Source organism: Chlorobaculum sp. 24CR, from assembly GCF_004118635.1.
Taxonomy (GTDB): Bacteria; Bacteroidota; Chlorobiia; order Chlorobiales; family Chlorobiaceae; genus Chlorobaculum.
Map to the genome: position 1 here is coordinate 57,703 of NZ_SDGU01000024.1, position 23,538 is coordinate 81,240.

23 protein-coding genes and 1 pseudogene are annotated in these 23,538 nt (G+C 55.8%); 6 read left to right on the forward strand and 18 right to left on the reverse strand.

Annotation, left to right across the window (positions count from 1 at the left end; translation table 11 throughout):
* Positions 1–34: 34 nt before the first annotated feature.
* Both EST62_RS05265 and EST62_RS05270 read right to left on the reverse strand, forming a co-directional pair.
* Positions 35–991 (reverse strand): hypothetical protein, encoded by a 957-nt coding sequence (locus EST62_RS05265; protein ID WP_129051060.1) that lies wholly within the window; start codon positions 989–991, stop codon positions 35–37.
* Positions 988–2,052: a lysylphosphatidylglycerol synthase transmembrane domain-containing protein gene (locus tag EST62_RS05270; protein ID WP_129051123.1), complete on the reverse strand. Its 1,065-nt coding sequence runs from the start codon at positions 2,050–2,052 to the stop codon at positions 988–990. The genes EST62_RS05265 and EST62_RS05270 overlap by 4 nt, the downstream gene beginning before the upstream one ends.
* A gap of 461 nt (positions 2,053–2,513) precedes the next feature.
* On the opposite strand from EST62_RS05270, the gene EST62_RS05275 reads away from it, so the two are divergent.
* Complete coding sequence (locus EST62_RS05275; protein WP_129051061.1) at positions 2,514–4,343, forward strand: long-chain fatty acid--CoA ligase; 1,830 nt, start codon at positions 2,514–2,516, stop codon at positions 4,341–4,343.
* A 63-nt stretch (positions 4,344–4,406) separates the two neighbouring features.
* Here EST62_RS05275 and EST62_RS05280 read toward each other — a convergent pair whose 3' ends face one another.
* The 6 genes from EST62_RS05280 to ffh form a co-directional block, all read right to left on the reverse strand.
* Positions 4,407–5,234, reverse strand: coding sequence for an A/G-specific adenine glycosylase (locus EST62_RS05280; RefSeq protein ID WP_129051062.1), 828 nt, complete (start codon positions 5,232–5,234; stop codon positions 4,407–4,409).
* Positions 5,235–5,389: 155 nt separating this feature from the next.
* Positions 5,390–5,755: a 50S ribosomal protein L19 gene (rplS, locus tag EST62_RS05285; RefSeq protein WP_129051063.1), complete on the reverse strand. Its 366-nt coding sequence runs from the start codon at positions 5,753–5,755 to the stop codon at positions 5,390–5,392.
* A gap of 27 nt (positions 5,756–5,782) precedes the next feature.
* Positions 5,783–6,475, reverse strand: coding sequence for a tRNA (guanosine(37)-N1)-methyltransferase TrmD (trmD, locus tag EST62_RS05290; protein ID WP_129051064.1), 693 nt, complete (start codon positions 6,473–6,475; stop codon positions 5,783–5,785).
* A gap of 89 nt (positions 6,476–6,564) precedes the next feature.
* Positions 6,565–7,068, reverse strand: a complete 504-nt coding sequence (gene rimM / locus EST62_RS05295) for a ribosome maturation factor RimM (RefSeq protein WP_129051065.1) — start codon at positions 7,066–7,068, stop codon at positions 6,565–6,567.
* 31 nt (positions 7,069–7,099) lie between these two features.
* A complete protein-coding gene (rpsP, locus tag EST62_RS05300; RefSeq protein ID WP_129051066.1) occupies positions 7,100–7,504 on the reverse strand; it encodes a 30S ribosomal protein S16 in 405 nt (134 codons plus the stop codon).
* A 35-nt stretch (positions 7,505–7,539) separates the two neighbouring features.
* Positions 7,540–8,889, reverse strand: coding sequence for a signal recognition particle protein (gene ffh / locus EST62_RS05305; RefSeq protein ID WP_129051067.1), 1,350 nt, complete (start codon positions 8,887–8,889; stop codon positions 7,540–7,542).
* A gap of 137 nt (positions 8,890–9,026) precedes the next feature.
* Here ffh and rfaE1 point away from each other — a divergent pair, with 137 nt between their 5' ends.
* Positions 9,027–10,010 (forward strand): D-glycero-beta-D-manno-heptose-7-phosphate kinase, encoded by a 984-nt coding sequence (gene rfaE1 / locus EST62_RS05310; RefSeq protein WP_129051068.1) that lies wholly within the window; start codon positions 9,027–9,029, stop codon positions 10,008–10,010.
* On the opposite strand, the gene EST62_RS05315 is transcribed toward rfaE1, so the two are convergent.
* From EST62_RS05315 to EST62_RS05330, 4 genes are all read right to left on the reverse strand, one after another.
* Positions 9,982–10,620 carry an START domain-containing protein gene (locus EST62_RS05315; protein ID WP_129051069.1) on the reverse strand — a complete coding sequence of 213 codons (639 nt, stop codon included), beginning with the start codon at positions 10,618–10,620 and terminating at the stop codon, positions 9,982–9,984. The two genes, rfaE1 and EST62_RS05315, sit on opposite strands and share 29 nt — an antisense overlap.
* Before the next feature lie 45 nt (positions 10,621–10,665).
* Positions 10,666–11,325 carry an START domain-containing protein gene (locus tag EST62_RS05320; protein ID WP_129051070.1) on the reverse strand — a complete coding sequence of 220 codons (660 nt, stop codon included), beginning with the start codon at positions 11,323–11,325 and terminating at the stop codon, positions 10,666–10,668.
* A gap of 83 nt (positions 11,326–11,408) precedes the next feature.
* The gene (locus tag EST62_RS05325; protein WP_371414678.1) at positions 11,409–12,932 is read right to left on the reverse strand and encodes a S41 family peptidase; all 1,524 of its coding nucleotides are present in this window, start codon (positions 12,930–12,932) and stop codon (positions 11,409–11,411) included.
* A 914-nt stretch (positions 12,933–13,846) separates the two neighbouring features.
* Positions 13,847–14,326 carry a RidA family protein gene (locus tag EST62_RS05330; protein ID WP_129051072.1) on the reverse strand — a complete coding sequence of 160 codons (480 nt, stop codon included), beginning with the start codon at positions 14,324–14,326 and terminating at the stop codon, positions 13,847–13,849.
* A gap of 147 nt (positions 14,327–14,473) precedes the next feature.
* Here EST62_RS05330 and EST62_RS05335 point away from each other — a divergent pair, with 147 nt between their 5' ends.
* From EST62_RS05335 to thiD, 3 genes are read left to right on the forward strand one after another with little or no spacing between them, the layout of a single operon-like run.
* Positions 14,474–15,079 (forward strand): thiamine phosphate synthase, encoded by a 606-nt coding sequence (locus EST62_RS05335; protein WP_245153479.1) that lies wholly within the window; start codon positions 14,474–14,476, stop codon positions 15,077–15,079.
* Positions 15,079–15,693, forward strand: coding sequence for a thiamine phosphate synthase (gene thiE / locus EST62_RS05340; RefSeq protein ID WP_129051074.1), 615 nt, complete (start codon positions 15,079–15,081; stop codon positions 15,691–15,693). Before EST62_RS05335 ends, thiE begins: the two co-directional genes overlap by 1 nt.
* Positions 15,690–16,529 carry a bifunctional hydroxymethylpyrimidine kinase/phosphomethylpyrimidine kinase gene (gene thiD / locus EST62_RS05345; RefSeq protein ID WP_129051075.1) on the forward strand — a complete coding sequence of 280 codons (840 nt, stop codon included), beginning with the start codon at positions 15,690–15,692 and terminating at the stop codon, positions 16,527–16,529. Before thiE ends, thiD begins: the two co-directional genes overlap by 4 nt.
* Before the next feature lie 54 nt (positions 16,530–16,583).
* Here the strand turns inward: thiD and EST62_RS05350 are convergent.
* The 6 genes and pseudogenes from EST62_RS05350 to EST62_RS05375 all read right to left on the reverse strand — a co-directional run.
* A pseudogene (locus tag EST62_RS05350) lies at positions 16,584–17,461 on the reverse strand (UDP-glucose/GDP-mannose dehydrogenase family protein); the annotation flags it as partial.
* Between the two features lie 94 nt (positions 17,462–17,555).
* The gene (locus EST62_RS05355; RefSeq protein WP_129051076.1) at positions 17,556–18,401 is read right to left on the reverse strand and encodes a biogenesis of lysosome-related organelles complex 1 subunit 2; all 846 of its coding nucleotides are present in this window, start codon (positions 18,399–18,401) and stop codon (positions 17,556–17,558) included.
* On the reverse strand, positions 18,383–19,087 hold the full coding sequence (locus EST62_RS05360) for a triacylglycerol lipase (RefSeq protein ID WP_129051077.1): 705 nt from the start codon (positions 19,085–19,087) through the stop codon (positions 18,383–18,385). Before EST62_RS05360 ends, EST62_RS05355 begins: the two co-directional genes overlap by 19 nt.
* Positions 19,088–19,150: 63 nt before the next feature.
* A complete protein-coding gene (locus tag EST62_RS05365) occupies positions 19,151–20,665 on the reverse strand; it encodes a leucyl aminopeptidase (RefSeq protein ID WP_129051078.1) in 1,515 nt (504 codons plus the stop codon).
* Positions 20,666–20,696: 31 nt separating this feature from the next.
* Positions 20,697–21,758: a bifunctional oligoribonuclease/PAP phosphatase NrnA gene (locus EST62_RS05370; protein ID WP_129051079.1), complete on the reverse strand. Its 1,062-nt coding sequence runs from the start codon at positions 21,756–21,758 to the stop codon at positions 20,697–20,699.
* 145 nt (positions 21,759–21,903) lie between these two features.
* Positions 21,904–22,251, reverse strand: a complete 348-nt coding sequence (locus tag EST62_RS05375; protein WP_129051080.1) for a transcriptional regulator — start codon at positions 22,249–22,251, stop codon at positions 21,904–21,906.
* A 146-nt stretch (positions 22,252–22,397) separates the two neighbouring features.
* Between EST62_RS05375 and rlmN the strand changes: the two genes are divergently transcribed.
* A complete protein-coding gene (gene rlmN / locus EST62_RS05380; RefSeq protein ID WP_129051081.1) occupies positions 22,398–23,510 on the forward strand; it encodes a 23S rRNA (adenine(2503)-C(2))-methyltransferase RlmN in 1,113 nt (370 codons plus the stop codon).
* Positions 23,511–23,538: the final 28 nt, after the last annotated feature.

The window sequence follows — 23,538 nt, forward strand, 5'->3', positions numbered from 1 at the left end:
TTCCTGTGATTCTTCGTTATTGCCCGGTTCCGCCTCACGCTTCGATCACCTGCCGACAGACACCGGCGATCCGGCAGGCCGCCGAGCGGTTCTGCAACGGAGTGAGGCGCTTGAGATAATCGGGTTCTAACCCGCAATATACCGGTTTGTTCAGCGCCGATCCTACAAAGATCGTCGAAGAAAACTGCGCGATCATCATCCGCGAATTGGCGATCATCTCCTCGGTCTTCCCTTCCGCATAGACGATGCTGCCCGGCGCGTGCTGCTCGATCTCTCGCGCGGCCCGCGCGGCGTTTTCGTTCGGATGGAGCTTGAAGAGCAACTGCCGACCGTCGGCCATCTCAAGGTACTTGCGAATGTTGCGCTTGCGGTTTTCATAGACAAAGGTTTCGCGATTGTCGGAAGTACAGACCAGCACGTAGTCGCGGTGCTCGAAGTCGTTTTCGAGGAAGCGCTCGCAGTTGTCGAAGTTGGGTATGCTGGTCACTTCGATCTTTTCGGGGCGAACGCCTTTGCTGATGAACAGGTCGCGGTAGCCTTCGCTGGCCACGCAGAACTTCTCGTAGGTGTCCGACAGGCCCGTGGTCGCCGTGCCCGCGATCCAGCGCGGCACCCAGCGGAAGTTGCGGGCGAGGTGGAACAGGATCGTTTCCGGCTCGGTCATCCCCTCCTGCACGAGCACGATTTTGCTGCGCTTGAGATGTTTCGGTACGATGAGGTCGGTGCAGGTCACCACCAGATCGTACCGGTGCAGCGTACCGCCAATGTCGAGCTGAAAATTATGCGAAGTAAGGTAATCGATGGCTTTGCTGGCGCGCTTTTTGCCCATGATCGTGAATTCGAGCATTCCCATGTCGCTGGCTTTGCCGAGCAGGCCGTCACTGAAAAAGGGGGTGAACCACTGATCGTACTCCCGGAGATGCTCCGAAATCTGGTGCATCTGGGTGGTCTGATTCATCGAACCGCAGACAAACAGAATCTTCTTGTTCATGCACTCTCTTCACTGACTTGTTCGGCATCCCGAAGATGAATGCCCTCCATAAACATCACACCGTAACCTATCGAATACCAGATCACCTCCTTGAAGCGGCGCAGCATCACGAACGCTCCTCCATAGGCGAGGTAATCCGGAAAGCCGAGCGCGTGAAAAAAAGCGAGATAGCCAAGATCCTGAATCCCCAGTCCCGATGGAATGAAAAAAAAGATCGCCCTGAGAATGGTCAGAGCCGTGTCGAACGCCAGCACCTGAAAGAAAGTCACCTTGAGACCGAGAACGTGTAATATAAGATAACTTTCCAATGCGAGCATCATCCACGCCGCGACATAGATCGCCATCACCGGCAGCAGCGATTTCATGCCGCCCGACTTGACCCGCTGAAGCTTCTGGTCGGTCTCGGCGAACCCCTCCTCCTGCTTGAGCAGCCACTGCCGCACCTTTTCAAACGGAATATTCATCAGAGCCCGATGCAAGCCGGAGGCAGCCTTGCCGTTGATCAGCAGCAACAGCAAGAGGGTGATGACCAGGGTGAGCGCGATGCCGGCAGCGAGCATGACAATGCCGAGTCCATGAAAACCGACCACCTGAACGGAGACGGCCTGGAGCATCCCGAACCCGGCAATCGCGCCAATCATGGTATAGATACCCTGGGTGACACCAAGCAACAGCTTGCGCACCGCGACCGTGGCGACCCCATCCGGCAGGGGAATGCCGAGAAATTTCCGGCAGAGCCAGGGGCGCAGCGGCTCGCCGACGGCCACGCCTGCGGGCAGGGTCATCGAAACCGTTTCGGTGACAACCTGGATTTTAAAGAGGCCGAAAAAGGGTACCTGGCCGCTCTCTTTGGGAAACAGCCGCTGCCATGCCGCCGTCTCCAGAAGATGCAGCCCGAGGTAGGGCAGAAGAATCCAGAGCGAGGAGGGGCCGAGTGATGCGATCAACTTCATCGATCCGGCAAGATCAACCTTGCTGAACAGATATGCAATGAGAGCCAGACCGGCCAGAAGCCCCGCGTAACTTGTCCAGGACTTTTTTCCTTTCTTGTGCGCTTGCATGGAATCGATTGGAGATGAAACAGTTTTGCCACCAGCGAGGCTATTGCGCGGCTCGCCGCCCAGTCGTGTTCGGAGGGCCGGAAACTGCCAGCGCAAGTCTGGGCAACGCGCGGCGGAGAGCAGATGAGGCTCGTCGCCCGGCCCGGAACGAAAGCGCATAAATATATCAAAAATAGGCAATTCCCGTGAACTTGCCTTTTTCGTGACTCACTCCGGAAGTGCGGAGCCGATTTCGATGCCGCAGAGCCGAATCGGAAAAGCATGTATATAGGTAATCAGACTACCGAAAGCGGCAATAAATTGTTGGAGAAGAGGGCTTTGATTGTTACATAACAGTATGTGATCACATTCAGAGCGTTCCTGTCATTTTGTCCGTTTCAACGGACATCCCTGTTGACCGTTTGCGTCAGACCCGATTTCACGATTCTACATCACCTCATTCCGGAATCAAACTTTCGTTTATGGGACTCATCAATCCTGATTTCCAGACCTTGCCCGAACTGTTCATCTCGGTGTTCAGCCATTTCAAAGGACAGCCCGGCAAAGCGCCTATCGCACGGAAAATCAACGGCGCATACTCGCCCATCAGCTACGACTCGCTGGCGGAGGATTGCCGCCATTTTGCCGCATACCTGAAACAGCGGGGTATCGAGCCGGGCGACCGGGTGGCGATTCTGTCGGAAAACCGTCCGGGATGGTACCTGGCCGACATCGCAATCCTCTCGCTCGGAGCGACCGACGTGCCACTCTACCCCTCCCTTCCGCCGAACCAGATCGAGTACATCCTGAACAACTGCGGCGCGAAAGGCATCATTGTCTCCAACATGCTTCAGCTCGGCAAAATCCTCTCGATCTGGCAGAAGCTTCCGGAGCTGAACATGGTGATCGTCATGAACAAGCTCGAAGAACCGGTCGAGGATGTCATCAATCTGGGAGAGGCCAAATCGGAAGGGAAGAAAATTCTGGAGGCCAAACCGTGGCTGCTCGACGGCATCAAAAGCAGTCCGGACGATGTGGCGACGATCATCTACACCTCCGGAACGACCGGCCTGCCGAAAGGGGTGATGCTCACGCACCGGAATCTGTGCGAAAACGTCAAATCGTGCTCCACGGTCATCCGGCTCGACGAAACCGACAGCAGTCTCTCCTTCCTGCCGCTCTCCCACGCCTACGAGCGCACCGGCGGATACTACCTCCTGTTCGCCTGCGGAGCGTGCATCTATCTGGCAGAAAGCATCGAAACCATCTCGCTCAACATCTCGGAGGCCCAACCCACCATCATCTTTACGGTGCCGAGGCTCTTCGACCGCATCAAGGCCAACATGCTCAAGACGGTCGCCCATGAGGGTGGCGTCAAAGAGAAAATTTTCCGTTGGGCGATCAGTACCGGCGAAAAGTACCACAAGCAGCTCGCCGCCGGAAAGGTGTCGCCGCTGCTCGCCGTGCAGCACAACCTGGCCGACAAGCTGGTTTACAGCAAGATTCGCCAGAAGTTCGGCGGCCGCCTGCGCTACTTCGTCTCCGGCGGCGCGGCGCTGCCGCAGAAGACTGGCGAGTTTTTCCAGTCGATCGGCATCACGATTCTCGAAGGGTTCGGCTTGACCGAAACCTCGCCCGTCACCAACGTCAACCGGCCCGAAAAGGTGAAGTTCGGCACGGTCGGCCCGCCCGTCAGCAACGTCGAGGTGAAGATCGCCCCGGATGGCGAAATCCTGCTGAAGGGGCCGAACATCATGAAGGGATACTGGCAGGACGAGGCCGCGACCGCCGAGGTGCTGAAAAATGGCTGGTTTTATACCGGAGACATCGGCGAGATCGATGCAGACGGCTACCTCAGGATCACCGACCGCAAGAAGCACATCATCGTCACCAGCGGCGGCAAAAACATCGCCCCGCTCCCCATCGAGAACCTCATTCTCGAAAGCCCGTATGTCGATCAGGCGATAGTCGTCGGCGAAAAACGCCCCTTCCTCATCGCCCTGATCGTGCCCGATTTCGTGAAACTGAGAGATTTCGCCGCGGAACACCAAATACCGGCAAGCAGCGCAAAAGAGCTGATTGCATCGAAAGAGATTGCGCAGGTTTACGAAAAGCTGCTGAAGAGCATCTCCCGCCAGCTCGCCACCCATGAAAAGGTGCGGAAGTTCCTGCTTGTCGAGGAGCCGTTCTCGATTGAAAACGGCATGATGACCCCCACGCTCAAGCTCAAGCGCAAGGAGATCACCACCCGGTTCAGCGCCGAAATCGACAATCTCTACAACGCGCTGAACATGGTCTATAACACCGAGTGAGCACAGCCGAGCCTGGTTCGACACGGCTGGGGCGCTGAATCAATCTTCCCGCGCCAGCCGCCCTCACCTCTCCGCGCCAGAATCCCCGGCTATCCGCAGCATCCGCTGCTCCCCGTACTCCTCGATCAAGGACTCCATGACCAACATATCGACTATCGAGCCGATGCCGTGCGGGCAATCGGCGTAGCGCTCTTCGACCGACTCGCGGGACAGCTCGCCGCTCGTGAGCAACTCGCGAAGCAGCGCTCCGCGATACCAGCGCCGGGAGCCTTTGAAGCTCGACTGGCGGGTCAGCGGAGCGATGCCGGTTTTCCTGCCGGTCAGCTCCATTGCGCCGTAATCCATCAGCGCGTTGTGCCAGTCGCGGCTGCGCCCTTTCGGTAGCACTTCGCCGGCGACGTCGAGCAACGCTTTCGGAGTGATCGATTCGGGAAGGTTGAGTTCGTAGATCAGCACACGCCTGATATTGGTATCGACGGCTGCGATATCGAGGTTGTCGGCAAAGACGAGAATCGAGCGGCTCGTGTAGGCTCCGATGCCCGGCAGCTCGATGAGTTGCGCGGGATCGGCGGGCACTCGGCCACCGTGCTGTTCGACGATCATCGAGGCCGCCCGGTGCAGCCGCTGGCCGCGAGCGTTGTAGCCAAGACCGCTCCACTCTTCGAGCACCTCGCGAAGCGAAGCCGAAGCGAGCGAGCGCACATCGGGAAAGCGCTCCACCCAACGGAGAAATCTCGGCGCGACCCGGTCGGCCTGGGTCTGTTGCAGCATCACCTCGCTCACCATCACGCCGTAGCGGTCGGTAGTCGAGCGCCAGGGGAAGCTCCGCCTGTTCTTTTCGTAAAAATCGAAAATCTTCGACTGAAAAGCCTCGATGCGAGCGATGTTCATGGCAGGGTAAAATCAGAAGGGAAAAATAGAGCAGTCTGCGCTTTCAGCACTCATCTCTTGTCCACCAAGTCCACAGCGTCCACCACGAAACCAACAGAGCAGCACCGCCGGTTCAGGGCAGCGCTGCTCTGCGTAAAAACTGGAAAAGCTGAAGCTTATGCCTGGGCGGAAGCGCTCTTGCGCTCCTTGACCTTCAGCGCGGCCTTGCCGGTACGCTTGCGGAGGTAGAAGAGTTTGGCCCTTCTTGCCTTGCCGCTTCTGATGACCGTGACGCTCTCGACGTTCGGCGAGTTGATCGGGATGATCCTCTCGACGCCAACGCCATGCGAAATTTTGCGGACGGTGATGGTCTTGGATGCGCCCATGCCCTTGTCGCCAATCACGACACCCTCGAAAGCCTGAAGGCGCTCTTTCTCGCCCTCGATAACCTTGAGCTGAATCCTGACGGAGTCACCGGGACGAATCTCGGGAATATCGCTCCTCTTTTGGGTTGCTTCGACCAACTGAATTAACTGATCCATGATGACACTGTTATCTTTATGTTGTCTTTACTCTTCTTCACTCTCTTTGCCGAGCATCTCCGGCCTGCGCTCAAGCGTACGTTCTCGCGCATTCTCCTGCCGCCAAAGCTCGATTTTTTCATGATGGCCTGAAAGCAGCACATCGGGCACCTTCATCCCCCGGAACTCCGCCGGTCGCGTAAACCATGCGCAGTCGAGCAGCTCGCTCTGGAACGAATCGGTCAGCGCCGACTCACCATCACCGAGCACGCCCGGTATGAGCCTGACCACCGCGTCCATCACCATCAGCGCAGGAATCTCGCCTCCGGAGAGCACCACGTCACCAACGGAGAGTTCCATCGTCACCAGCGTCCGGCGAATCCGCTCGTCCATCGCCTTGTAGTGACCGCAGAGCACGATCAGGTTCCGCGTTTGCGACAGGCGGTTGGCCCGCTTCTGGTCGAAAGCCTGCCCGTCCGGCGTCATGAAGATCACCTCGTCATAACTCCTTTCAGCCTGCAACTTCTCGATACATGCGAACACCGGCTCTGGACGGATCACCATCCCCGCGCCACCTCCGAACGGCGCATCATCCACCTGCTGGTACTTGCCCAATCCGTAATCGTGCAGGTTGTGCACGTGGATCTCCGCAAGCGCTTTCCGCCTTGCGATGCCGAGCAATCCCTTTTCGAGGGGTGACGAAAAAAAATCCGGAATGACGGAAATGATATCTATCCGCATGGCTTCAACACCTCTCTGAGTCATTGCCTTTCAATCTTGTCAAGAACATCGCGCCTGAACTTCATCGAAGAAGTCGCGACACGCTGACGTTACAAAAATTCACGGAATCTCCGTAACGTCACGATCCCTTTTTCGAGATCGGTTTCAGTGATGAAATCCTCCACCGCCGGAACCAACACCTTTTTGCTTCCTGTGTCGATTTCGTAAACGTCGTGCGCAGGCATCTGCAACACATCGCTGACGATGCCGACACAACCATCCTCTTCGTCGAACGCCTCCAGACCGATCAGGTCGTGGATGTAAGCGCGATCTCCGGGAAGAGGCGCCAGCGCTTCACCGGTCACATACAGCCTGAAGCCCGCAAGAGCTTCGGCCCCTTCGCGTGATCCGACGCCCTCGAACACAAGCCAGGCGAAACCCTGACCAAGCTTGGCCGACACCACCTTTCGGAGCGCGACCTCTTCAGGCGTTTTACCGACATAATACTCCCGTCGCTTCAGGAAGCGCTCCGGAAAGTCGGTCACCGGCTTCACCTTGAGTTCGCCTTTCAAGCCTTTGGGCTTCAGGACGACGCCTGTCAGAAACAGCTCCACTCTGGTTCAGCCGGTTCGGATTTCCTCTTCCTCAGCCTTCGGCGGAACCGACGGCTTCGGCGGCTTTCTTCGACTGACGGCGACGCAGCTTGGCGTTCAGGCGCTTCTGACGCCGCTCGGCCTCTTTCTGCTGCCACGCTTCCATCTGAGCGGCGATGTCGCTTTCGCTGAAACCACGGCGCTTCAGGTTCATTTCGTGAAGCAGACCGGTGCCGCGAATGAGGCTGTGGACAGTGTCGGTCGGCTGCGCGCCAACGTTCAGCCAGTAGGCAACGCGATCTTTTTCGATGGTCACGGTATGCGGTTTGGCGGTCGGGTTGTAGTGGCCGACCACTTCAAGAAACTTGCCATCTCTCGGCGCGCGCCCGTCGGCAGCAACGATCTGGTAGAACGGCATCTTTTTCCTTCCGGCTCTTTTCAATCTGATCTTAACCAATGCGTGATAATTTTAATTTATGAGAGACATTGTACTTATCGTTTCAGAAACTTGTCGAGCGCCAGGTTCTCCGTGGTGATCTTCCGACCAGACTTGGCCAGGCGGTTCACCGAGCGCATCATCTTCTTCATTTCGGAGAACTGCTTGAGCAGCATGTTGACCTCCTGCACCCTGGTACCGCTGCCGAGCGCGATGCGCTGACGGCGGCTGCCGTTGATGATTTCGGGCTGCTTGCGCTCATCCCTGGTCATCGAGGAGATCATCGCCTCAATGGGCTTGAAATTGATATTCTCGAGATCCTGCTTGGGCACCATCTTGTTCAGGCCGGGCACCATTTCGATGAGGCCCTGGATCGAACCCATCTTCTTGAGCTGCTGGAGCTGATCGAAAAAGTCGTCGAGGTCGAACTCGTTTTTCATGAGCTTCGACTGCATCGCCATCGTCTTTTCGAGATCGAGCGTCTCCTGCGCCTTTTCGACGAAGCTGACGATGTCGCCCATGCCGAGAATCCTCTGGGCCATGCGGTCGGGGTAGAACACGTCGAGATCATCGACCTTCTCGCCAACGCTCATGAACTTGATCGGCTTTTCGACCACCTGACGGATCGACAGCGCCGCACCGCCGCGAGCATCGCCGTCGAGCTTGGTGAGCACCACGCCGTCGAAGTCGAGCCGGTCGTTGAACGCTTTGGCGGTGTTGACCGCCTCCTGACCCATCATCGAATCGACGACGAAGAGCAGTTCGTCCGGGCTGAGCCTGTTCTTGAGCGCTTCGGCCTCGGCCATCATCGTCTCGTCGATCTGCAAGCGACCGGCGGTATCGACAATCACCACATCCTTGCCGCTCGCGCGCGCCTCTTCGAGACCGCCAAGCGCAGCCTTCATGGCGTCCGGCTCCTCCACGGAGAAGACCGGCACGTCGATCTGCTCGCCGAGCGTTTTGAGCTGCTCGACCGCCGCCGGACGATAGACGTCGGCAGCGACAAGGATCGGATTCTTGCCGTTCTTTTTGAGGCGCTTGGCCAGCTTGGCGCAGAAGGTGGTTTTACCGGAACCCTGGAGGCCGGCGACCATCACGATGGCGGGAATTTTCTTTGGAGGCAGGTTCAGCGGCTGGTTCTCGCCGCCCATGATTTCGGTCAGCTCGTCGTTGACGATCTTGACGATCATCTGCGCCGGGGAGACGCTTTTGATGACCGATTCGCCGAGGGACTTTTCGCGGATATCCTCGACCAGTTTCTTGGCAACCTTGTAGTTGACATCGGCGGAGAGCAGGGCGCGCTTGATGTCGCGCATGGCGATACCGATGTTGACCTCGTTGATCGTCGCCTGTCCGGCGAGCTTTTTAAAGGTCAGCTCAAGTTTGTCACTGAGATTGTCGAACATATTGAACCTGTCACATAAATTCTAAAAATGGATAGCTTTAAATATAAAAATATTCTTGTAAAATAAAACCAAACGATGCGACCTTCACCAAACTATTTTCAATTATATTGGTGGGCTAAATTTCAAACCACAGATCAATGACCGTGGAAACGATCGAGCAGATATTTCAATCATTCAAGGAGAAGAAGATCGCCGTTATCGGCGATGTGATGATCGACAAATATATTTTCGGCCACGTATCGAGAATTTCACCCGAATATCCGGTACCGGTGGTCGATGTCACCCGCGAGAGCAGCCGTCTCGGCGGGGCGGCCAACGTGGCGGTCAACACCAGGGCGCTCGGAGCCGAAACGCTTCTGATCGGCGTTACTGGCGACGATCAGGAGCGCCGAAACCTCACGAGCCTCATGGCGGAGCACGGGCTCGATCCGGGGATGCTCGTGGCCGACAGCAACCGGCCGACAACCTGCAAAACCCGCATCCTGTCGCAGAACCACCACATCACGAGGGTTGACTACGAAAGCCGCACTCCGCTGAATACCAAGCTGGAGCAGCAACTGCTCGGCATGTTTACGGAGATTGCCGACTCGGTCGATGCCGTGGTGCTCGAAGATTACAACAAGGGGGTGCTCACCCCGTCGCTGATCGCTTCGGTGATCGCCATCTGCCGTGAGCGCAAGACGCCGGTGCTGGTCGATCCGAAGCTGAAGGGCTTCTTCTCCTACGGCGGCAGCACGGTCTTCAAGCCAAACCTTTCCGAACTCTCTGCCGCGCTCGGCATTCCCGTGGCCAACGTTGATGGCGATGTCGAACAGGCGTGCCTGCGGCTCGTCGAAAAGCTCAATATCGAGAGCCTCGTGGTGACAAGAAGCGAAAAAGGGATGAGCGTCTATGATGGCTCGTTCACCCACATTCCCGCCCTTTCGCTCGATGTTGCCGACGTCTCCGGCGCGGGCGATACGGTGATCGGCACCCTCGCGCTCGGGCTGGCCTCAGGCCTCGACCTGGTGACCAGCACCCGGATCGCCAATCTGGCGGCCAACACGGTGTGCCAGGAGGTCGGCGCCGTACCGGTCAGGCCGGACAAGCTGCTCAGCGCCTGCCTTGCCCATCTTCGCTGATAAAAATGTGACGGTCCACCACCGTCGGCCACGCCGGTTTGTATGACGGATCCTGCGCGAGATTCCTCATTTTGAGCAGTGAGTAGAACGGCACCTCGAACAGGGCCGCGTTGCTGAGCGCGGGAGGGATGTCGCTGCCGGGATCGAGATGCATCACAAAGGTCACGTGCACCTTGCCGCCCGCCACCGGCATCAATATCCAGACGCCCCTCGACTCGCGCACCCGGTGAAAGTCCGGCCTCGGCGGAGCGTAATCGGGAATACCGGTCATCGTCAGGGCGAGCGCCCCCTCCTCGGAGGCGTGCAGGGCAGTGCGCACGATCATCTCCCGTTTCGGAATCGGCCAAGGGGTATTGAGCACCTGACGGACGACGTAATCGAGTTCATGGCTCTGGTGCAGCACCTCCATCTCGGCAAGCTGATGCACCCATTTGCCGTAACTTCCGAAATCGTGAAAGAGGCTTATCAGTTTTCTGAGCGATGCGTTGAACATGGTCTCGCCCTTAAAACCCAGCACCTGGGAGCCACTGATCTTTGACGAAAAAATTTTGATGTCTTTGTGATCAACACGAAACTCCCAGTTGCCCTCGAGGGCGACAGCTACATCCATTTGCTCAGCAGATTATGATGATGAGGGTAGATTAGGTACGGTGCGCTATTCCGCAATAAAATCCTTGTAGTTTCTGATAATTTCTTTCGAGGATTCATTGAACGCCGCATCGACAGGCGTGCAGTACTTTTCCTTCTTGATAAAGTCGCGCATGTTGTTCAGCGTGTGGTACGGCGTGTCGATCACGGCGATATTGGCCAGCCACGAAGGAATTTCTCCGCCCGGCTCGATGTGCAGCCTGAACACCACGCGGCACTGCTTGTCGGAAAGCGGCAAGATATTCCATGCGCCTTCGAGCTTGCGAACCCTGACGTACCGGTCGTCTTCGGGGATAAAATCCGGAAGACATTCGATCTTGATGAAAGCCTCCCCTGTTTCGGGATCCCTGTAAGCAGTCGAACGACTGATAATCTCCCGGTCGGTCACCGGCCAAGGGGCATCGACATGCTGAAGCACTACTCGCCCCTCATTGTCGTCGGCAAGCTCCTGAAGAATGCGCATGTCGCTGGTTTTCCAGACCCAGTCCGGAGCTGACTCGATGTCGTACAAAAGACTGAGCACGGAGTGCTGTGGCGCATCGATCGTAGCAACAGCGACGAACGAAAGAAAATCGGATGAAGGTACCGGACAGGTAAAAATCTTCAGCCAGTCGTTGCTGAGCTTGAGCGTGCAACTGTTACTGTTTATTTTTTCAAGTAATGACATAGCGAAACTGGTTGTATGAAAAAATGGCCGGAAGCCCTCTTGCCGATCTGAAAGCCGCTCCGACCCGGCGATTCATAGGTACCTCATAATGCCCGCTTTTCAATGAAATGCCGTGCAACCTTCATGAGCGGATCGCCTTCACGGATCAACACTTTGACCTGCTCTTCAGTTCCAAACAAGTGCCTGGCGATTCTTGCCTTGAGCGCCAGGGCGATCTCAGCTCTGTCACGGTTGAACTCTGCCTGGTCGAATGTGACCCTGGACTCCTCGCATCCCTTTTTGACCAGCGCTTCGAGATTGGCGGGAACATGATAGTTTTCGAGGTATGCCGCCGCCGAATGGCGGAACTTCTGGACCGGATCATCGGAAGCGTCGATCAGCTTCAGGGCGATATCCTCGATGACGCCCTTGGCGTAAAGCTCCTGGTACAGGTTGGAGTAGGGCTTGCCGAAAACCCAGTAATCGGGCATGATGCCACCCGCTTTGGCCAGCATGGCGCGGAGGCTGTCCGCCGAAGCGCTCTTCAACAAGGTTCCGGTGCTGTAAACCGAAATATCTTGACCCTCCCGGTACAAAAGACCGCCGTACTTCTTCATGAAATTACCGGGAAGATTCCGGGTGAACATCTCCTTGTAATAGCGCTCGCGTCCGGAGAAACCCTCGTCATACTCGCGCTGAATCTGCCGTCCGGACGGAGTGTAGTATCTCGAAACGGTCAGTCTGACTACTGAGTTGTCGGGCAACTTGAACTGCCGCTGCACCAGTCCCTTTCCGAAGGTCAGCTCGCCGATAAGCAGGGCGCGATGGTTGTCTTGCAGCGCTCCGGCAAGAATTTCGGCTGCCGACGCGCTCCCGCGATCAACCAGCAGGCACACCGGCCCCGTCTCGAAAATGCCACCAGAGGTCGAGGAGTATTTCATCTGGTCGTCACCGCCATGCCGACTTTTAGTATAGACAATGAGCTTGCCTGCCGGAAGCAGCTCGTCGGCGATAGTGACGGCCTGATCGAGATAGCCGCCAGGATTGCCGCGCACATCGATAATGAGCTGCCGCATTCCCTTGTCACGCAGCTTCTGCACCGCTTTATGAAACTCGCTTGCCGTCGTTTCGACGAACTGGCCAATCCGGATGTAGCCGGTATTGGCATCGTCAAGAAACGCCGCGTCGATGCTCGTGGTCGAAATTTTGTCGCGAGTGACCCGGAAATCGATCATCCGCCGGGTCAGCGGCCGGTAAACTTTAAGACTGACTCTGGTGCCCCGCTCACCCCTGAGCTTGGTGAGCACAGCCGAAGGCTTGATGCCGATGACATTTTTCGAGTCAATCGCAACAATCCGGTCGCCAGGCATGATTCCGGCTGACTCGCTCGGCCCGCCCGCAAGCGGCGTAACGACCAGCAGGGTATCGCGTACGACATCGAATTCGATCCCTATTCCCTCGAAGTTGCCATTGAAATTCGACTGGGTGATCGCGGCTTTTTCCGGTTCGAGGTAGATGGAGTGGGGATCAAGCGACTGCACCATGCCGCGAACTCCCGCGCTTTGCAGGCTGTCGGCATTGACCGGATCGACATAATATGACCTGATTAGCTTGTAGGCATCGAGCATTTTTTCTCCTGCCCCGCCGCTGGTCCGCCACCCGATAAAATAACCGAATACCCCAATGAGCAGCATGATAATGACAGTGAAAATACGGGACATAGAGATCGTTTCAGGTTAACTGCAGAACTGATGGTGACGGGTGACCAAAACAACGCAAGTCATACAAGACAACTCGAAAAGAGCCGGTAGCGAAACGCCAAAAGAGAGCACAAAATCCGGAGTCGGAATGCCTTTACATGAACACTGCAAAAGCGCGTCAGACTGACTGGTGGATATCGACGGCAAAAGCCTGCCGGTTCACGAACTACTAATTGTACCGAAGAGAAGGGGAATTCGCAACAACAACCATCGTCATCAAAAAGCATCACCCAGCATTAACTCGGTGCAATCCTGAATTTCAGCCTGCTATTTATCCACGAATAACCCAAAGACCATAACCAGTTATTTTATCTTTAATAATGACAAATAATCAGGTTTATAGAATTTTATCTAAAATTAAATTCAGCAATATTTTGATATGTATTTTGAATAAACTCAACAATAATTAAACAATATGAAAACGAAATACGTATAATTAATAATTATTAATTATACGCTACACTGAAGAAAATAACACCAATAATACCAATATTAAAAAAATTATATGAACATAAAACATTATAATTTTAATATTAAAAAAATAAACATAACTTGTTTTAATTAAAAAACTTATGTTAGTTTATTAAAATATTTTTTTATTATATTTACTTCTTTTTAATAAGAAATTAACGCTTTTTATTTATTAAAATAAAAACAGATATTTACACACAAGTGATGATTTTATTCAATAACACTTGCTCTATAAGATGAGAATAAGGCGGGTTTATCAAAAGATATTAACCGCCTCTATTCTGTTCTTTAAACGTAGATTAAAAGCCTGATTATTTTTCTGATAGAGGACTATAAGCGATCATTTCAATCTCGACGCTGGCATCAAGCGGGAGAGATGCAACACCGACAGCGCTTCTGACATGCCGACCCGATTCACCGAAAATTTCACCGACAAGTTCAGAGGCTCCGTTGGCCACCTTGTGCTGACTGGTGAATCCTTCGGCGCTCGAAACATAGACCGTCAACTTCACGACCCCCGCTATGGCATCGAGATTTCCGACAACGGATCGGAGTACCGCAATGGCATTCAGCGCCGCCGCTCTGGCGGCCATCGCGGCCTCCCGCTCGCGCGCTTCGGTGACGCGCCCCTTTCCTCCCGGTTCAAGCAGCTTGCCGCCAACCAGCGGCAGTTGGCCCGAAGTGTAAATCAGATCGCCGATTCGTATCCCCGGCTGATACAGTCCCGCCGGTGACGAGATTTCCGGCAGAATAATGCCAGATTTCTTCAGGTTTTCTTCGTTTGATACCATGGCTGTTTTGTGCTTTTTTGTTTAGAAAAAGAGCGAAAAACCGGAAGAGCACAGAGAAGATTTTCCGCATTGTGATTCCATTGAAAAATAGTTATCGTGCCTGAAATTGCATCTATGGCTGGAAAACATCCCTCACTCCCCCGGCTGATGATAGTCAGCAGCGGCGGCGAACATCTCGCTCATAGCGGACTCGTTCTGGAACAGGCGCAGGCGCTCGCCCGCTCAGCGCCGGTGATCTTTCAGTTGCGCGAGAAAATGCTCGATACCGCTTCGATCTGGCAACTCTGCCGCCGAATCGCGCCTCTGATCGATAGTGCCGGATCGATCCTCGCCGTCAACGAGCGCTTCGACATCGCGCTTGCCTCAAAGGCTGGCGGCGTTCATCTCCCCGAATCCTCCTGCCCTGCCGATGCCGTCCGTAAAGTCACCCAGGGAAACCTGCTTGCCGGGCAGAGCGTCCATAGCGAGCTGTCAGCCAGGAGAGCCGCTTCGGCGGGCCTCGATTATCTGCTTTTCGGGCCGGTCTTCCATACGCCGTCGAAAGCGCCATTCGGCCCGCCGCAAGGTCTGGATCAACTCCGGGAGATTTGCGCGAAAGTACGCATTCCGGTCTTCGCCGTCGGCGGCATCACGCCCGAAAAAGTCCCGGCCTGCCTCGAATGCGGAGCCTGGGGCGTTACCGCGCTCACTCCGTTTCTCGATGCCGGATCGCTGCCTGAAACCATCAACCGCTTCTTCTCATTCATGCCATAATGTCACTACCGCGAAGACTCCTCTGCGTCATCACCGATGAGCAATCCGATCCCGTTGAACTCGCCCGCATGGCCCTTGAAGGCGGAGCAGGTATGGTACAATTGCGACGAAAAACAGCCTCGGGCCGAGAACTTTATGAGTGGGCTCTGAGGATTCAGGAGCTGTGCCGCGAACACCAGGCGCTCTTTATAGTCAATGACCGGCTCGATATAGCTTTGGCAATGAAGGCCGACGGGGTGCACCTCGGCCAGCAGGATCTGCCCGCATCCGCCGCTCGCGCCCTCTTCGACCCCGGCGCGATGATCGGCGTGTCGGTCTCCAGCGCTGCCGAGGCCGCAAAGGCCGCCGAAGAGGGCGCGAGCTACATCGGCGTTGGGCACATCTTTCCGACATTCTCCAAAGACAAACCCTCCGAGCCGATCGGTACGGCGGCGATACGGACGATCCGCAAGGCCGCGCAACTGCCGGTCATCGCCATCGGGGGCATCGACCACGACAACGCCGCCGAGGTTATCCGCGCCGGAGCCTCGGGCATCGCGGTCATCTCGGCGGTTTCCGACAGCAGCGATCCTGTCGCAGCCGCCCGAGAGCTGGTGAAGAGAATCAGGCAATGAGCCTCGTACCGAACTACATTACCGTGCTGACCATCGCCGGATCGGACGGCAGCGGCGGGGCCGGCATCCAGGCCGACCTGAAAACGATCGCCGCCAACAACGGCTACGGCCTGAGCGTCATCACCGCTGTGACAGCCCAGAACACCCTCGGAGTACGCTCGTTTCACGAAATCCCGCCTGCATTCATCGCTGAACAGTTCAGGACGATTGCCGACGATATTGGCATCGATGCGGTCAAGATCGGTATGCTCGGCTCGCCTGAAGCGGCGGAAACGGTCGTCGGACTCATCGAAAACCTCGATGGGGTTCCGGTCGTCCTCGACACCGTTTTGCGCTCATCGAGCGGGAAATCGCTCTTCGAGGCGGAAACGATGACGCCGATGCAACGGCTCTTTGGTCTGGTCAACCTCATCACGCCGAACCTGCCAGAGGCGGCGTTACTGACGGGCCGCAACAAGGCTCCGGCAACGAAAGCCGAAATCGAAGTGATGGCGAAGGATTTGCAGCGAAAAGGAGCGAGTTCCGTGCTGGTCAAGGGGGGGCATGGAGAGGGAGAGCGATGCAACGACTGCCTGCTGCACGAAGGGAAATTCTTCTGGTACTCGAACCCGAAAATCGAGACGGACAACACGCACGGCACCGGCTGTACTCTGTCGTCGGCGATAGCGTGCGGGCTGGCCAAAGGAGAGACAATGAACGAAGCCGTAGCCTCAGCTATCGACTATACGAGAAAAGCGTTGCTGGCGGGAGCGGCGTGGCGGCTCGGGCGCGGAAACGGCCCGCTGGAACATTTTCCCGGTCGAAAGGTCGAAGCCCGGCCAGGAAAAAATCGATAAAACGGATCAGCGCACCAAGCGAGGTCGGCGGCCGATAGAGTAGTAGCGGAGTCCCGCCTGCAAGATTCGCGAATCGTAGCCGGCTTCCGTGCCGTGCGCTCAAGCGCCTGCACATCCTTTGGGAAGCAGGGGTCGCCGCAACCCACGCCGGGATAGATAAAAGCGAAGCCGATCCTCGAATCGGAACCGATTCCCCTGCGCACCGCCTCGACATACGCCCCGGCACGTTCGGCGATGTTGGCGATCTCGTTCATGAAGCTGATCTTGGTGGCAAGCATGGCGTTGGCCGCATACTTGGGTCAACTCCGCAGAGAGAGCGGATGTCCATGGCGATAAAACGCTCGCGGCTGCGGTTAAACGGCGCATAGAAGTTGCGCAGCAGCTCCTTGGCGCGCGGACCCCTGTCCACGCCGACGACGATACGCTCCGGCTTCATGAAATCGTCCACGGCATCGCCCTCTTTGAGAAATTCGGGATTGGAAACAACGTCGAAATCGAGCGTCTTGCCCCGCTCTTCGAGCACCGTCCGGATCGTTTCGCGCACCAGATCAGCGGTTCCAACCGGCACCGTTGATTTGTCGATGACGATACGGTAATCCTCCATGTTGCGTCCGATGCTCTCGGCAACGCAGAGCACGTGGCTCAAGTCAGCCGATCCATCTTCGTCGGGCGGCGTACCGACAGCAATAAACTGGTAAAGGCCGAAATCAACCCCCTCGCTGATGCTGGTGGTGAACCGGAGTCGCCCTTCACGAATATTTTTGGCGACCATCTCGGTCGAGACCCGGTTCATAGATGGGAATTTCTCCCTTCAGGAGCCGATTGATCTTGTTTTCGTCAATATCAACGCACAACACGTCATTGCCTGCATCGGCAAAACAGGCGCCGGTCACCAGTCCGACGTAACCGGAACCGAATATGGTTATTTTCACGCAATCTGAGGCTTACTTAATCAGAAACAACAGAATGATGATCCACGCCGAAACCATTGGCACAGCGGCAAACAGCCTCTTTTTCCAGAGCCGCTCACTCCACGACGACAATCAGGCAGCGAGACTTTTTCCAGAACTCCGACTCGTTTCGGATCAAGAGGAGCGCAGAGGTTTTACCGCCGACAAGCTCGTATGAACCTCTGGTATGCGGGGTGATGATGTGCAGACGGCTGACCGGCTTGTTGAAAAATATGTCTTTGGTTTCGGTTATATCAACCTCACTGAAGGGGCGCAGATCGAAATCGTTGGCCAGAGCCGGTCGTGTGCCAAAAAATCGGTAAAAAGGGCCTGATGGAGCCAGAATCCCTTTTGAGACAAGCTGATCGACGGTGCCAACGATGTAATAGGCCTTGACCATCTGGTCTTCCTGGTCACTGATAGCCTCATCCATGACATCGACCGTGTTGGTGAGCCTGGCGATCTGCCGGTTCAGCTTGGCGATCTCCCCTTTCATGGCCCCAAGTTCCAGACTCTTCTTATCCAGCTCTCCCTTGAGCTGACCGGTCATGCGGTCGAGTGCCGTGATCCGGTATTGCGAATCGTGGTTCTCCTTTTCAAGCGTCGTGACCAGGTTCTTGCTTGCCGAAAGCGTGGAGTCGATGTAACGGATATTGGTGTTGATCTCGCGCCCGATCTGTTCGGCGCTCTTTGGCTTGCGCCCCTCCACATCGGACGAGAGCCGCACGACCACGGCCTCTTTCTGGCGAATCCGCCCGAGATTTTTCTGAACCTGCACAAGAATGGACATCATCGACTCGAGATGCTTCTCCTCCTCCTTTTTGCGCTCTTGCCGAGAGCAAGAGGAGGTCGTGACGATGATCGCGCCCGCCAGTAACATGACGGCGATGCGCCTGAAGGGCTTCAGAGCCACTCTATCCATTGTTCAACTCCATCTTTGGTACCATACCACTTTGTATGCGGCGCTGGCAAATGTTCGCATTCGGGTATAGTAACATTTTCGGCGCCTTCAAGAAAGCAGCTTTTCGCGGGAACAACCCCGTCTCCGGCAAGATTTCCATCGTCGGTCACTCCCCGGTAAAACATATAGCACAGTTTTTCGATCATGCCGCCATCGAGCGAACCTTTATACCGGTCGCTGACGACCGAGACAACCTTATATTTACGGAAAAATTCAGCGCTGAGATGCTGAAAAATAAAATCGGTCTTGATTTTCGCGAAATGCTCGTGGGTATGAAATGGAGTCCCAAGCGTGACCAGTCTGCCGACCAGACCGTTCACGGCATAAACATCGCCCTGAAACGGACGTTCCAGGAGATAGACCATGGCTACCGTGCCGCCGCCGCTATGCGCGACGATGGTGACCGGCTCGCCGGGAAAACGCGAACCCATGTCGCGCACCGTCCGGTCAAGCGCCGCCATCACGCGGTTGGTCGAACGCTCAGGCGATGGAGGAAACCCGATCCAGTCCAGAAGATTGATCGGAACGATGGCGATCTTCTCCGCCGGAACCCAGGCGGAGAGGGCCTGGCGCATCACCTCGTAAAGGGAGTCCCAGAAAAGTACGCCCGGAACGATCACTACCGGATTCTGCCTGACCGCTACCATAGTGGACCACGCCTCCTGCGCAGGTTATGGATCATGAACAGAGGGGTTCAATTTCAGAGTTTCTTATGACCAGCTCTTGAGCAAATCGAGCACCAGGCGGACGCCAAAACCGGTCGCGCCGGGCGTCTTCGAGCCGCCCTTGGCCGGAAAGGCCGGGCCGGCAATGTCGATATGCGCCCAGCGCTTGTGGCCGTCGATGAACTTCTGGAGAAATTTGGCCGCAGTTACCGAACCGGCCCCGCGTCCGCCGGTGTTGTGCACATCGGCTACGTCGGACTTGATGAGTTCGTCGTACTCGTCCCAGAGCGGCATTTTCCACACCTTTTCGCCGGACGACTGGCCAGCCTCGAAAATACTCTCGGCCAGTTTGTCCTCATTGCTGAAAAGTCCCGCCACCGAATTGCCGAGCGCCACGATGCAGGCGCCGGTGAGGGTCGCCAGATCAATGATCACGTCGGGATCGTACTCCTTTTTGGCGTAAGTGAGCGCATCGGCCAAAATCAGGCGTCCTTCCGCATCGGTGTTACCCACCTCGACCGTAATGCCCGACATGGTCGTGATGACGTCGCCAGGCTTCTGCGCCGAACCGCTCGGCATATTGTCGGTCGCCGGAACCAGGCCGATCACTCGCAGCGGCAGTCCGAGGCCGGCGACGGCCTCGACCGTGGCGATCACCGCGGCAGCTCCGGACATGTCCGACTTCATCTCCTCCATCCCCTGGGCGGGCTTCAGGGAGATACCGCCGGAATCGAAGGTCACGCCCTTGCCGACCAGCGCAATGGTCTTTTTCGCCTTGCCCTTCGGCTTGTAGTCAAGAATGGTGAAGGTCGGCGGCTCCAGACTCCCCTTGTTGACCGCCAAGAGGCCGCCCATGCCAAGCTCGGTAATTTTCTTTTTATCGAACACCGTCACCTCGAAGCCGCCCCGTTTACCGGCCTCGATGGCCGCATCGGCCAGCTCTTCGGCGGAGAGATGATTGCCCGGCAGATTGACCAGATCTCGCGCCTGGTTCTGGCACGAGCCGACGATCATGCCAGCTTTCGCTCCTTTTTCGACAGCATCAAGCCGGTCGCCGCATCCGGCAAGCATCAGCTCCTCGATCGCTTTCGGCTTGTCCGAGTCCTTCTCCTCCTTGTCGAGCTTGCCGCTCTTGAGGCGATCGAAGCGGTACGCGCCGAACAGCGCGCCTTCGACAAGAATGGAGGCCAGCGCTTCCGGCTTCTGCTTCGACTGCTTTGACCACTCATCGATCGGCGAACAATCGAGGGCGAGAACGCCGAGATGCAGATCGACCGCCTTGCGGGCGACGGCATCGGCAGCCTTACGATACTCCTCGGCGGTTTTGCCTTCGCCGACACCGGCAAGCATCACCCTCAAAGCCCCTTTGCCCGAGGTCTGGCGGTACAGCATGGCGACTTCGCCTGCCGACGCCTTGAAGTCGTCATCGGGAACGGCAACAATGCCCAGAGCACCGAGAACCTTTGCCGCATCGCGTTTGAACTCTTTCTTGCCGAAGAACCGGACAAGAATATCAGCCTTGACCAGCCCACCCTCCTTAGCCGTAACGGTATATTTCATAATTGCTTGTAACTCAAAAGAATTGAAAGAATTAACTGTTGGCCTGTTCGAGGGTGAATTTACGGACATCTTCGAGAATGACCAGTTGCGCCTTCTCTGCCGACATTCTCAAAAGGCATCCCGCGGCGTTCATATGGCCGCCGCCACCGTACTGTTTAGCCAACTGGTTGACATAAATTTTACCCCGGGACCTGAAACTGACCTTGCACCGGCCATCCTGCATCTCGACAAGGAGAACGGCAACCTTGATGGTCGGTACACTCAAAAGATAGCGAATAATGAGATCGGTGTCGAACAGTTTGCTGCCTGTCTGTTCGAGCATCTCACGAGAGATGAAAAGCCATGAAATCAGGCCATTCTCGATGATCTTGATGTTTGAAAGCGCCAGGCCGAGCAGTTTGAGCGCCTCCGGCGTCAGGGAGTTGTAAATGCGGTCATAGACCAGTTCGGGATCGGCCCCCTTCTCGACCAGCATCCCGGCAAGTCGATAGGTATAGGGAGTGGTTTTTGAAAAGCGGAATGAGCCGGTATCGGTCATGACCGCCGCATAGAGAGCCGAAGCCACATCGGAAGTGAACAGCTTCTTTCCGGTGCGGATCTCCAGGGCAGTAACAAGATCGCAGACAAGCTCGCCGGTCGAAGAGGCGTAGGTTTCGCAAACAGTGAAATCGGCAAAATCTTCCGGTTCGAGATGATGATCGATGCAGAGCAGCCTGAGCCGACTCATCTCCCTGGCAAACTCGACATGCGGCCAGAGCTTGCCGATACGATCGTGCAGGTTGGCATCGAGCACCATGAGGAGATCGGCGAGGAAAAACTCCTGCATCGACTCTTCGTCACGATCCCGAAAGAGTTTGATATCGTGAAGCTCCTTCAGAAAGAGATAGTTTGGCGGTACTTCCGTGGGATTGAAAATGGCGACCTCCTTGCCAAGAGCCTTGAGGACAAGCGCAAGGGCGACCTGGCTGCCAAGCCCGTCGCCATCGGAATTTTCGTGGGTGGTAAAAAGAACGTGTCTGGCTTCCAGCATCTCATCGATGACCGGGGCCCACTCATCAGGAGTCAATGTCCGTCCATATTCGGGTATAATCATCAGCGCTGGAGATGTTTGGCAAAAAATACTCAACGGAAACGAACGCATAATACGGAAATTATCGGATGGACGGAATCCGATAATTTCGGGGCGTCAGCAGAAAGTAAAACGCCGAGCATACGTCAAACTCAATCAAAAAAAGAGATCAAGCCGTTTCCGCCTGCAAAGCGGGCACATCTTCACAGAATTTGCCCATATTACCGAGGTACTCGATAAATGCCTTCTGGCCCTTCTCGGTCACCCGGTAATTGGTCAGAGGCTTGCGGCTTTCAAAACTTTTTATGCAATCCACATAGCCTGCCGTTTCGAGTTTTCTGAGATGAATACTGAGATTTCCGTCTGTGGCTCTGATGCTGTCGCGAATATCCACGAACGAGGCCTCAGATACGCTCATCAGGTAAGCCAGCGCCGCGAAACGGATTCTGGCATGGATTACCTTGTCGAGACGCTGATGATCGTAATCTTTTTTGTCTTTTGATGGTTCCTTTGACATGATGCCATTACTATTTATGGGTTAATATAGAACCTACATCTATACTACATAAAAAGATATAGATCACGCATTAACTACAAGACACATATAAGGTAAAGTACTTTTTTTACAGACATAAACAAACAAAAATCAATAGCACCAGAGAGATGTCGAAAAACTTCGCGGCAGCAACAAAAGAGAGGCAAAACCGGCAACTGCCGAATATCAGAGTACTGAACAGAGAGGAGCTTGCCAAACTCATGGCTCAACTCGGCGAACCGGCCTACCGGGCAAGTCAGTTGCACCGGTGGCTGTACAGCCATCAGGCGCTCGATTTCGACGAAATGACCACCTTCGGCAAGCAGTTGCGCCAAAAACTCGCCACATCCTGGACCATACGCCCGGCCTCGCTTGCCAGCGCCGAAAGCGAAACCCTCGAAGCGAGTCCGGCGCTTGCCCCTCCGACAGCAAAGTTTCTCATTCGGCTGGAGGATGGCGAACTGGTCGAAAGCGTCCTGATCCCTTCCGAAGAGCGCATGACCGCCTGCATCTCCTCGCAGGTTGGCTGCCCGCTCCGCTGCTCCTTCTGCGCCACGGGCAACATGGGATTCAGAAGAGACCTCGCGGCTTCGGAGATCACCGACCAGGTTTTCCTGCTCGACGCCGAAGCCCGGAAACGCCACGAGCGCGGCCTGAGCAATATCGTCTTCATGGGCATGGGCGAGCCATTGCTGAATCTCGACAACGTCTTCGAGTCGATCGCCACCCTGACAGAAGCGGAGTACCGTTTCAGCATCTCCGAAAAAAAGATCACGATCTCAACGGTCGGGCTCCCGGCGGAAATGGAGAGAATCGCCCGATCGGGCCTCAAAACCAAGCTTGCCGTATCGCTGCACAGCGCCGATCAGAGTACGCGGGAGCGGCTGATGCCGGTGGCCATCGACCATCCCCTCGACCGGCTTACCGAAGCCATAAGCTCCTGGAACGCCCTTGTCGGCCAACCGGTGACGCTGGTCTATATGCTTCTGGAGGGCATCAACGACTCGCCCGAAGACGCCCGCAAACTGGTTCGCTTCGCAAAGAGAGTGTTGTGCAAAATCAATTTGATTGATTATAATTCTATCGTTAACTTGAGGTTTAAGCCTGGATACAGCGACGTAAAAAACAAGCTCATCCAGCAGTTGCTGGACGCCGGATTGCACGTAACCGTCAGAAAAAGTCAGGGCGCCGCGATCAATGCGGCATGCGGACAACTGGCCACCAGCCATAGACGGAAATAGCGGTCTAAAGCCGCAAAATCTCATAAAA

Excerpts from the sequence above, each read along its gene's own strand:
- EST62_RS05320 (WP_129051070.1), bottom strand. The coding sequence starts at position 11,325 with ATGTCATTACTTGAAAAAATAAACAGTAACAGTTGCACGCTCAAGCTC.
- EST62_RS05265 (WP_129051060.1), bottom strand. The coding sequence starts at position 991 with ATGAACAAGAAGATTCTGTTTGTCTGCGGTTCGATGAATCAGACCACC.
- rlmN (WP_129051081.1), top strand. The coding sequence starts at position 22,398 with ATGTCGAAAAACTTCGCGGCAGCAACAAAAGAGAGGCAAAACCGGCAA.
- EST62_RS05270 (WP_129051123.1), bottom strand. The coding sequence starts at position 2,052 with ATGCAAGCGCACAAGAAAGGAAAAAAGTCCTGGACAAGTTACGCGGGG.
- EST62_RS05315 (WP_129051069.1), bottom strand. The coding sequence starts at position 10,620 with ATGGATGTAGCTGTCGCCCTCGAGGGCAACTGGGAGTTTCGTGTTGAT.
- EST62_RS05280 (WP_129051062.1), bottom strand. The coding sequence starts at position 5,234 with ATGAACATCGCTCGCATCGAGGCTTTTCAGTCGAAGATTTTCGATTTT.
- EST62_RS05325 (WP_371414678.1), bottom strand. The coding sequence starts at position 12,932 with ATGCTCGATGCCTACAAGCTAATCAGGTCATATTATGTCGATCCGGTC.
- EST62_RS05365 (WP_129051078.1), bottom strand. The coding sequence starts at position 20,665 with ATGAAATATACCGTTACGGCTAAGGAGGGTGGGCTGGTCAAGGCTGAT.
- EST62_RS05360 (WP_129051077.1), bottom strand. The coding sequence starts at position 19,087 with ATGGTAGCGGTCAGGCAGAATCCGGTAGTGATCGTTCCGGGCGTACTT.
- thiD (WP_129051075.1), top strand. The coding sequence starts at position 15,690 with ATGAGCCTCGTACCGAACTACATTACCGTGCTGACCATCGCCGGATCG.
- EST62_RS05330 (WP_129051072.1), bottom strand. The coding sequence starts at position 14,326 with ATGGTATCAAACGAAGAAAACCTGAAGAAATCTGGCATTATTCTGCCG.
- thiE (WP_129051074.1), top strand. The coding sequence starts at position 15,079 with ATGTCACTACCGCGAAGACTCCTCTGCGTCATCACCGATGAGCAATCC.
- EST62_RS05370 (WP_129051079.1), bottom strand. The coding sequence starts at position 21,758 with ATGATTATACCCGAATATGGACGGACATTGACTCCTGATGAGTGGGCC.
- EST62_RS05355 (WP_129051076.1), bottom strand. The coding sequence starts at position 18,401 with ATGGATAGAGTGGCTCTGAAGCCCTTCAGGCGCATCGCCGTCATGTTA.
- trmD (WP_129051064.1), bottom strand. The coding sequence starts at position 6,475 with ATGCGGATAGATATCATTTCCGTCATTCCGGATTTTTTTTCGTCACCC.
- EST62_RS05275 (WP_129051061.1), top strand. The coding sequence starts at position 2,514 with ATGGGACTCATCAATCCTGATTTCCAGACCTTGCCCGAACTGTTCATC.
- rfaE1 (WP_129051068.1), top strand. The coding sequence starts at position 9,027 with ATGACCGTGGAAACGATCGAGCAGATATTTCAATCATTCAAGGAGAAG.
- ffh (WP_129051067.1), bottom strand. The coding sequence starts at position 8,889 with ATGTTCGACAATCTCAGTGACAAACTTGAGCTGACCTTTAAAAAGCTC.
- EST62_RS05375 (WP_129051080.1), bottom strand. The coding sequence starts at position 22,251 with ATGTCAAAGGAACCATCAAAAGACAAAAAAGATTACGATCATCAGCGT.
- EST62_RS05335 (WP_245153479.1), top strand. The coding sequence starts at position 14,474 with ATGATAGTCAGCAGCGGCGGCGAACATCTCGCTCATAGCGGACTCGTT.
- rplS (WP_129051063.1), bottom strand. The coding sequence starts at position 5,755 with ATGGATCAGTTAATTCAGTTGGTCGAAGCAACCCAAAAGAGGAGCGAT.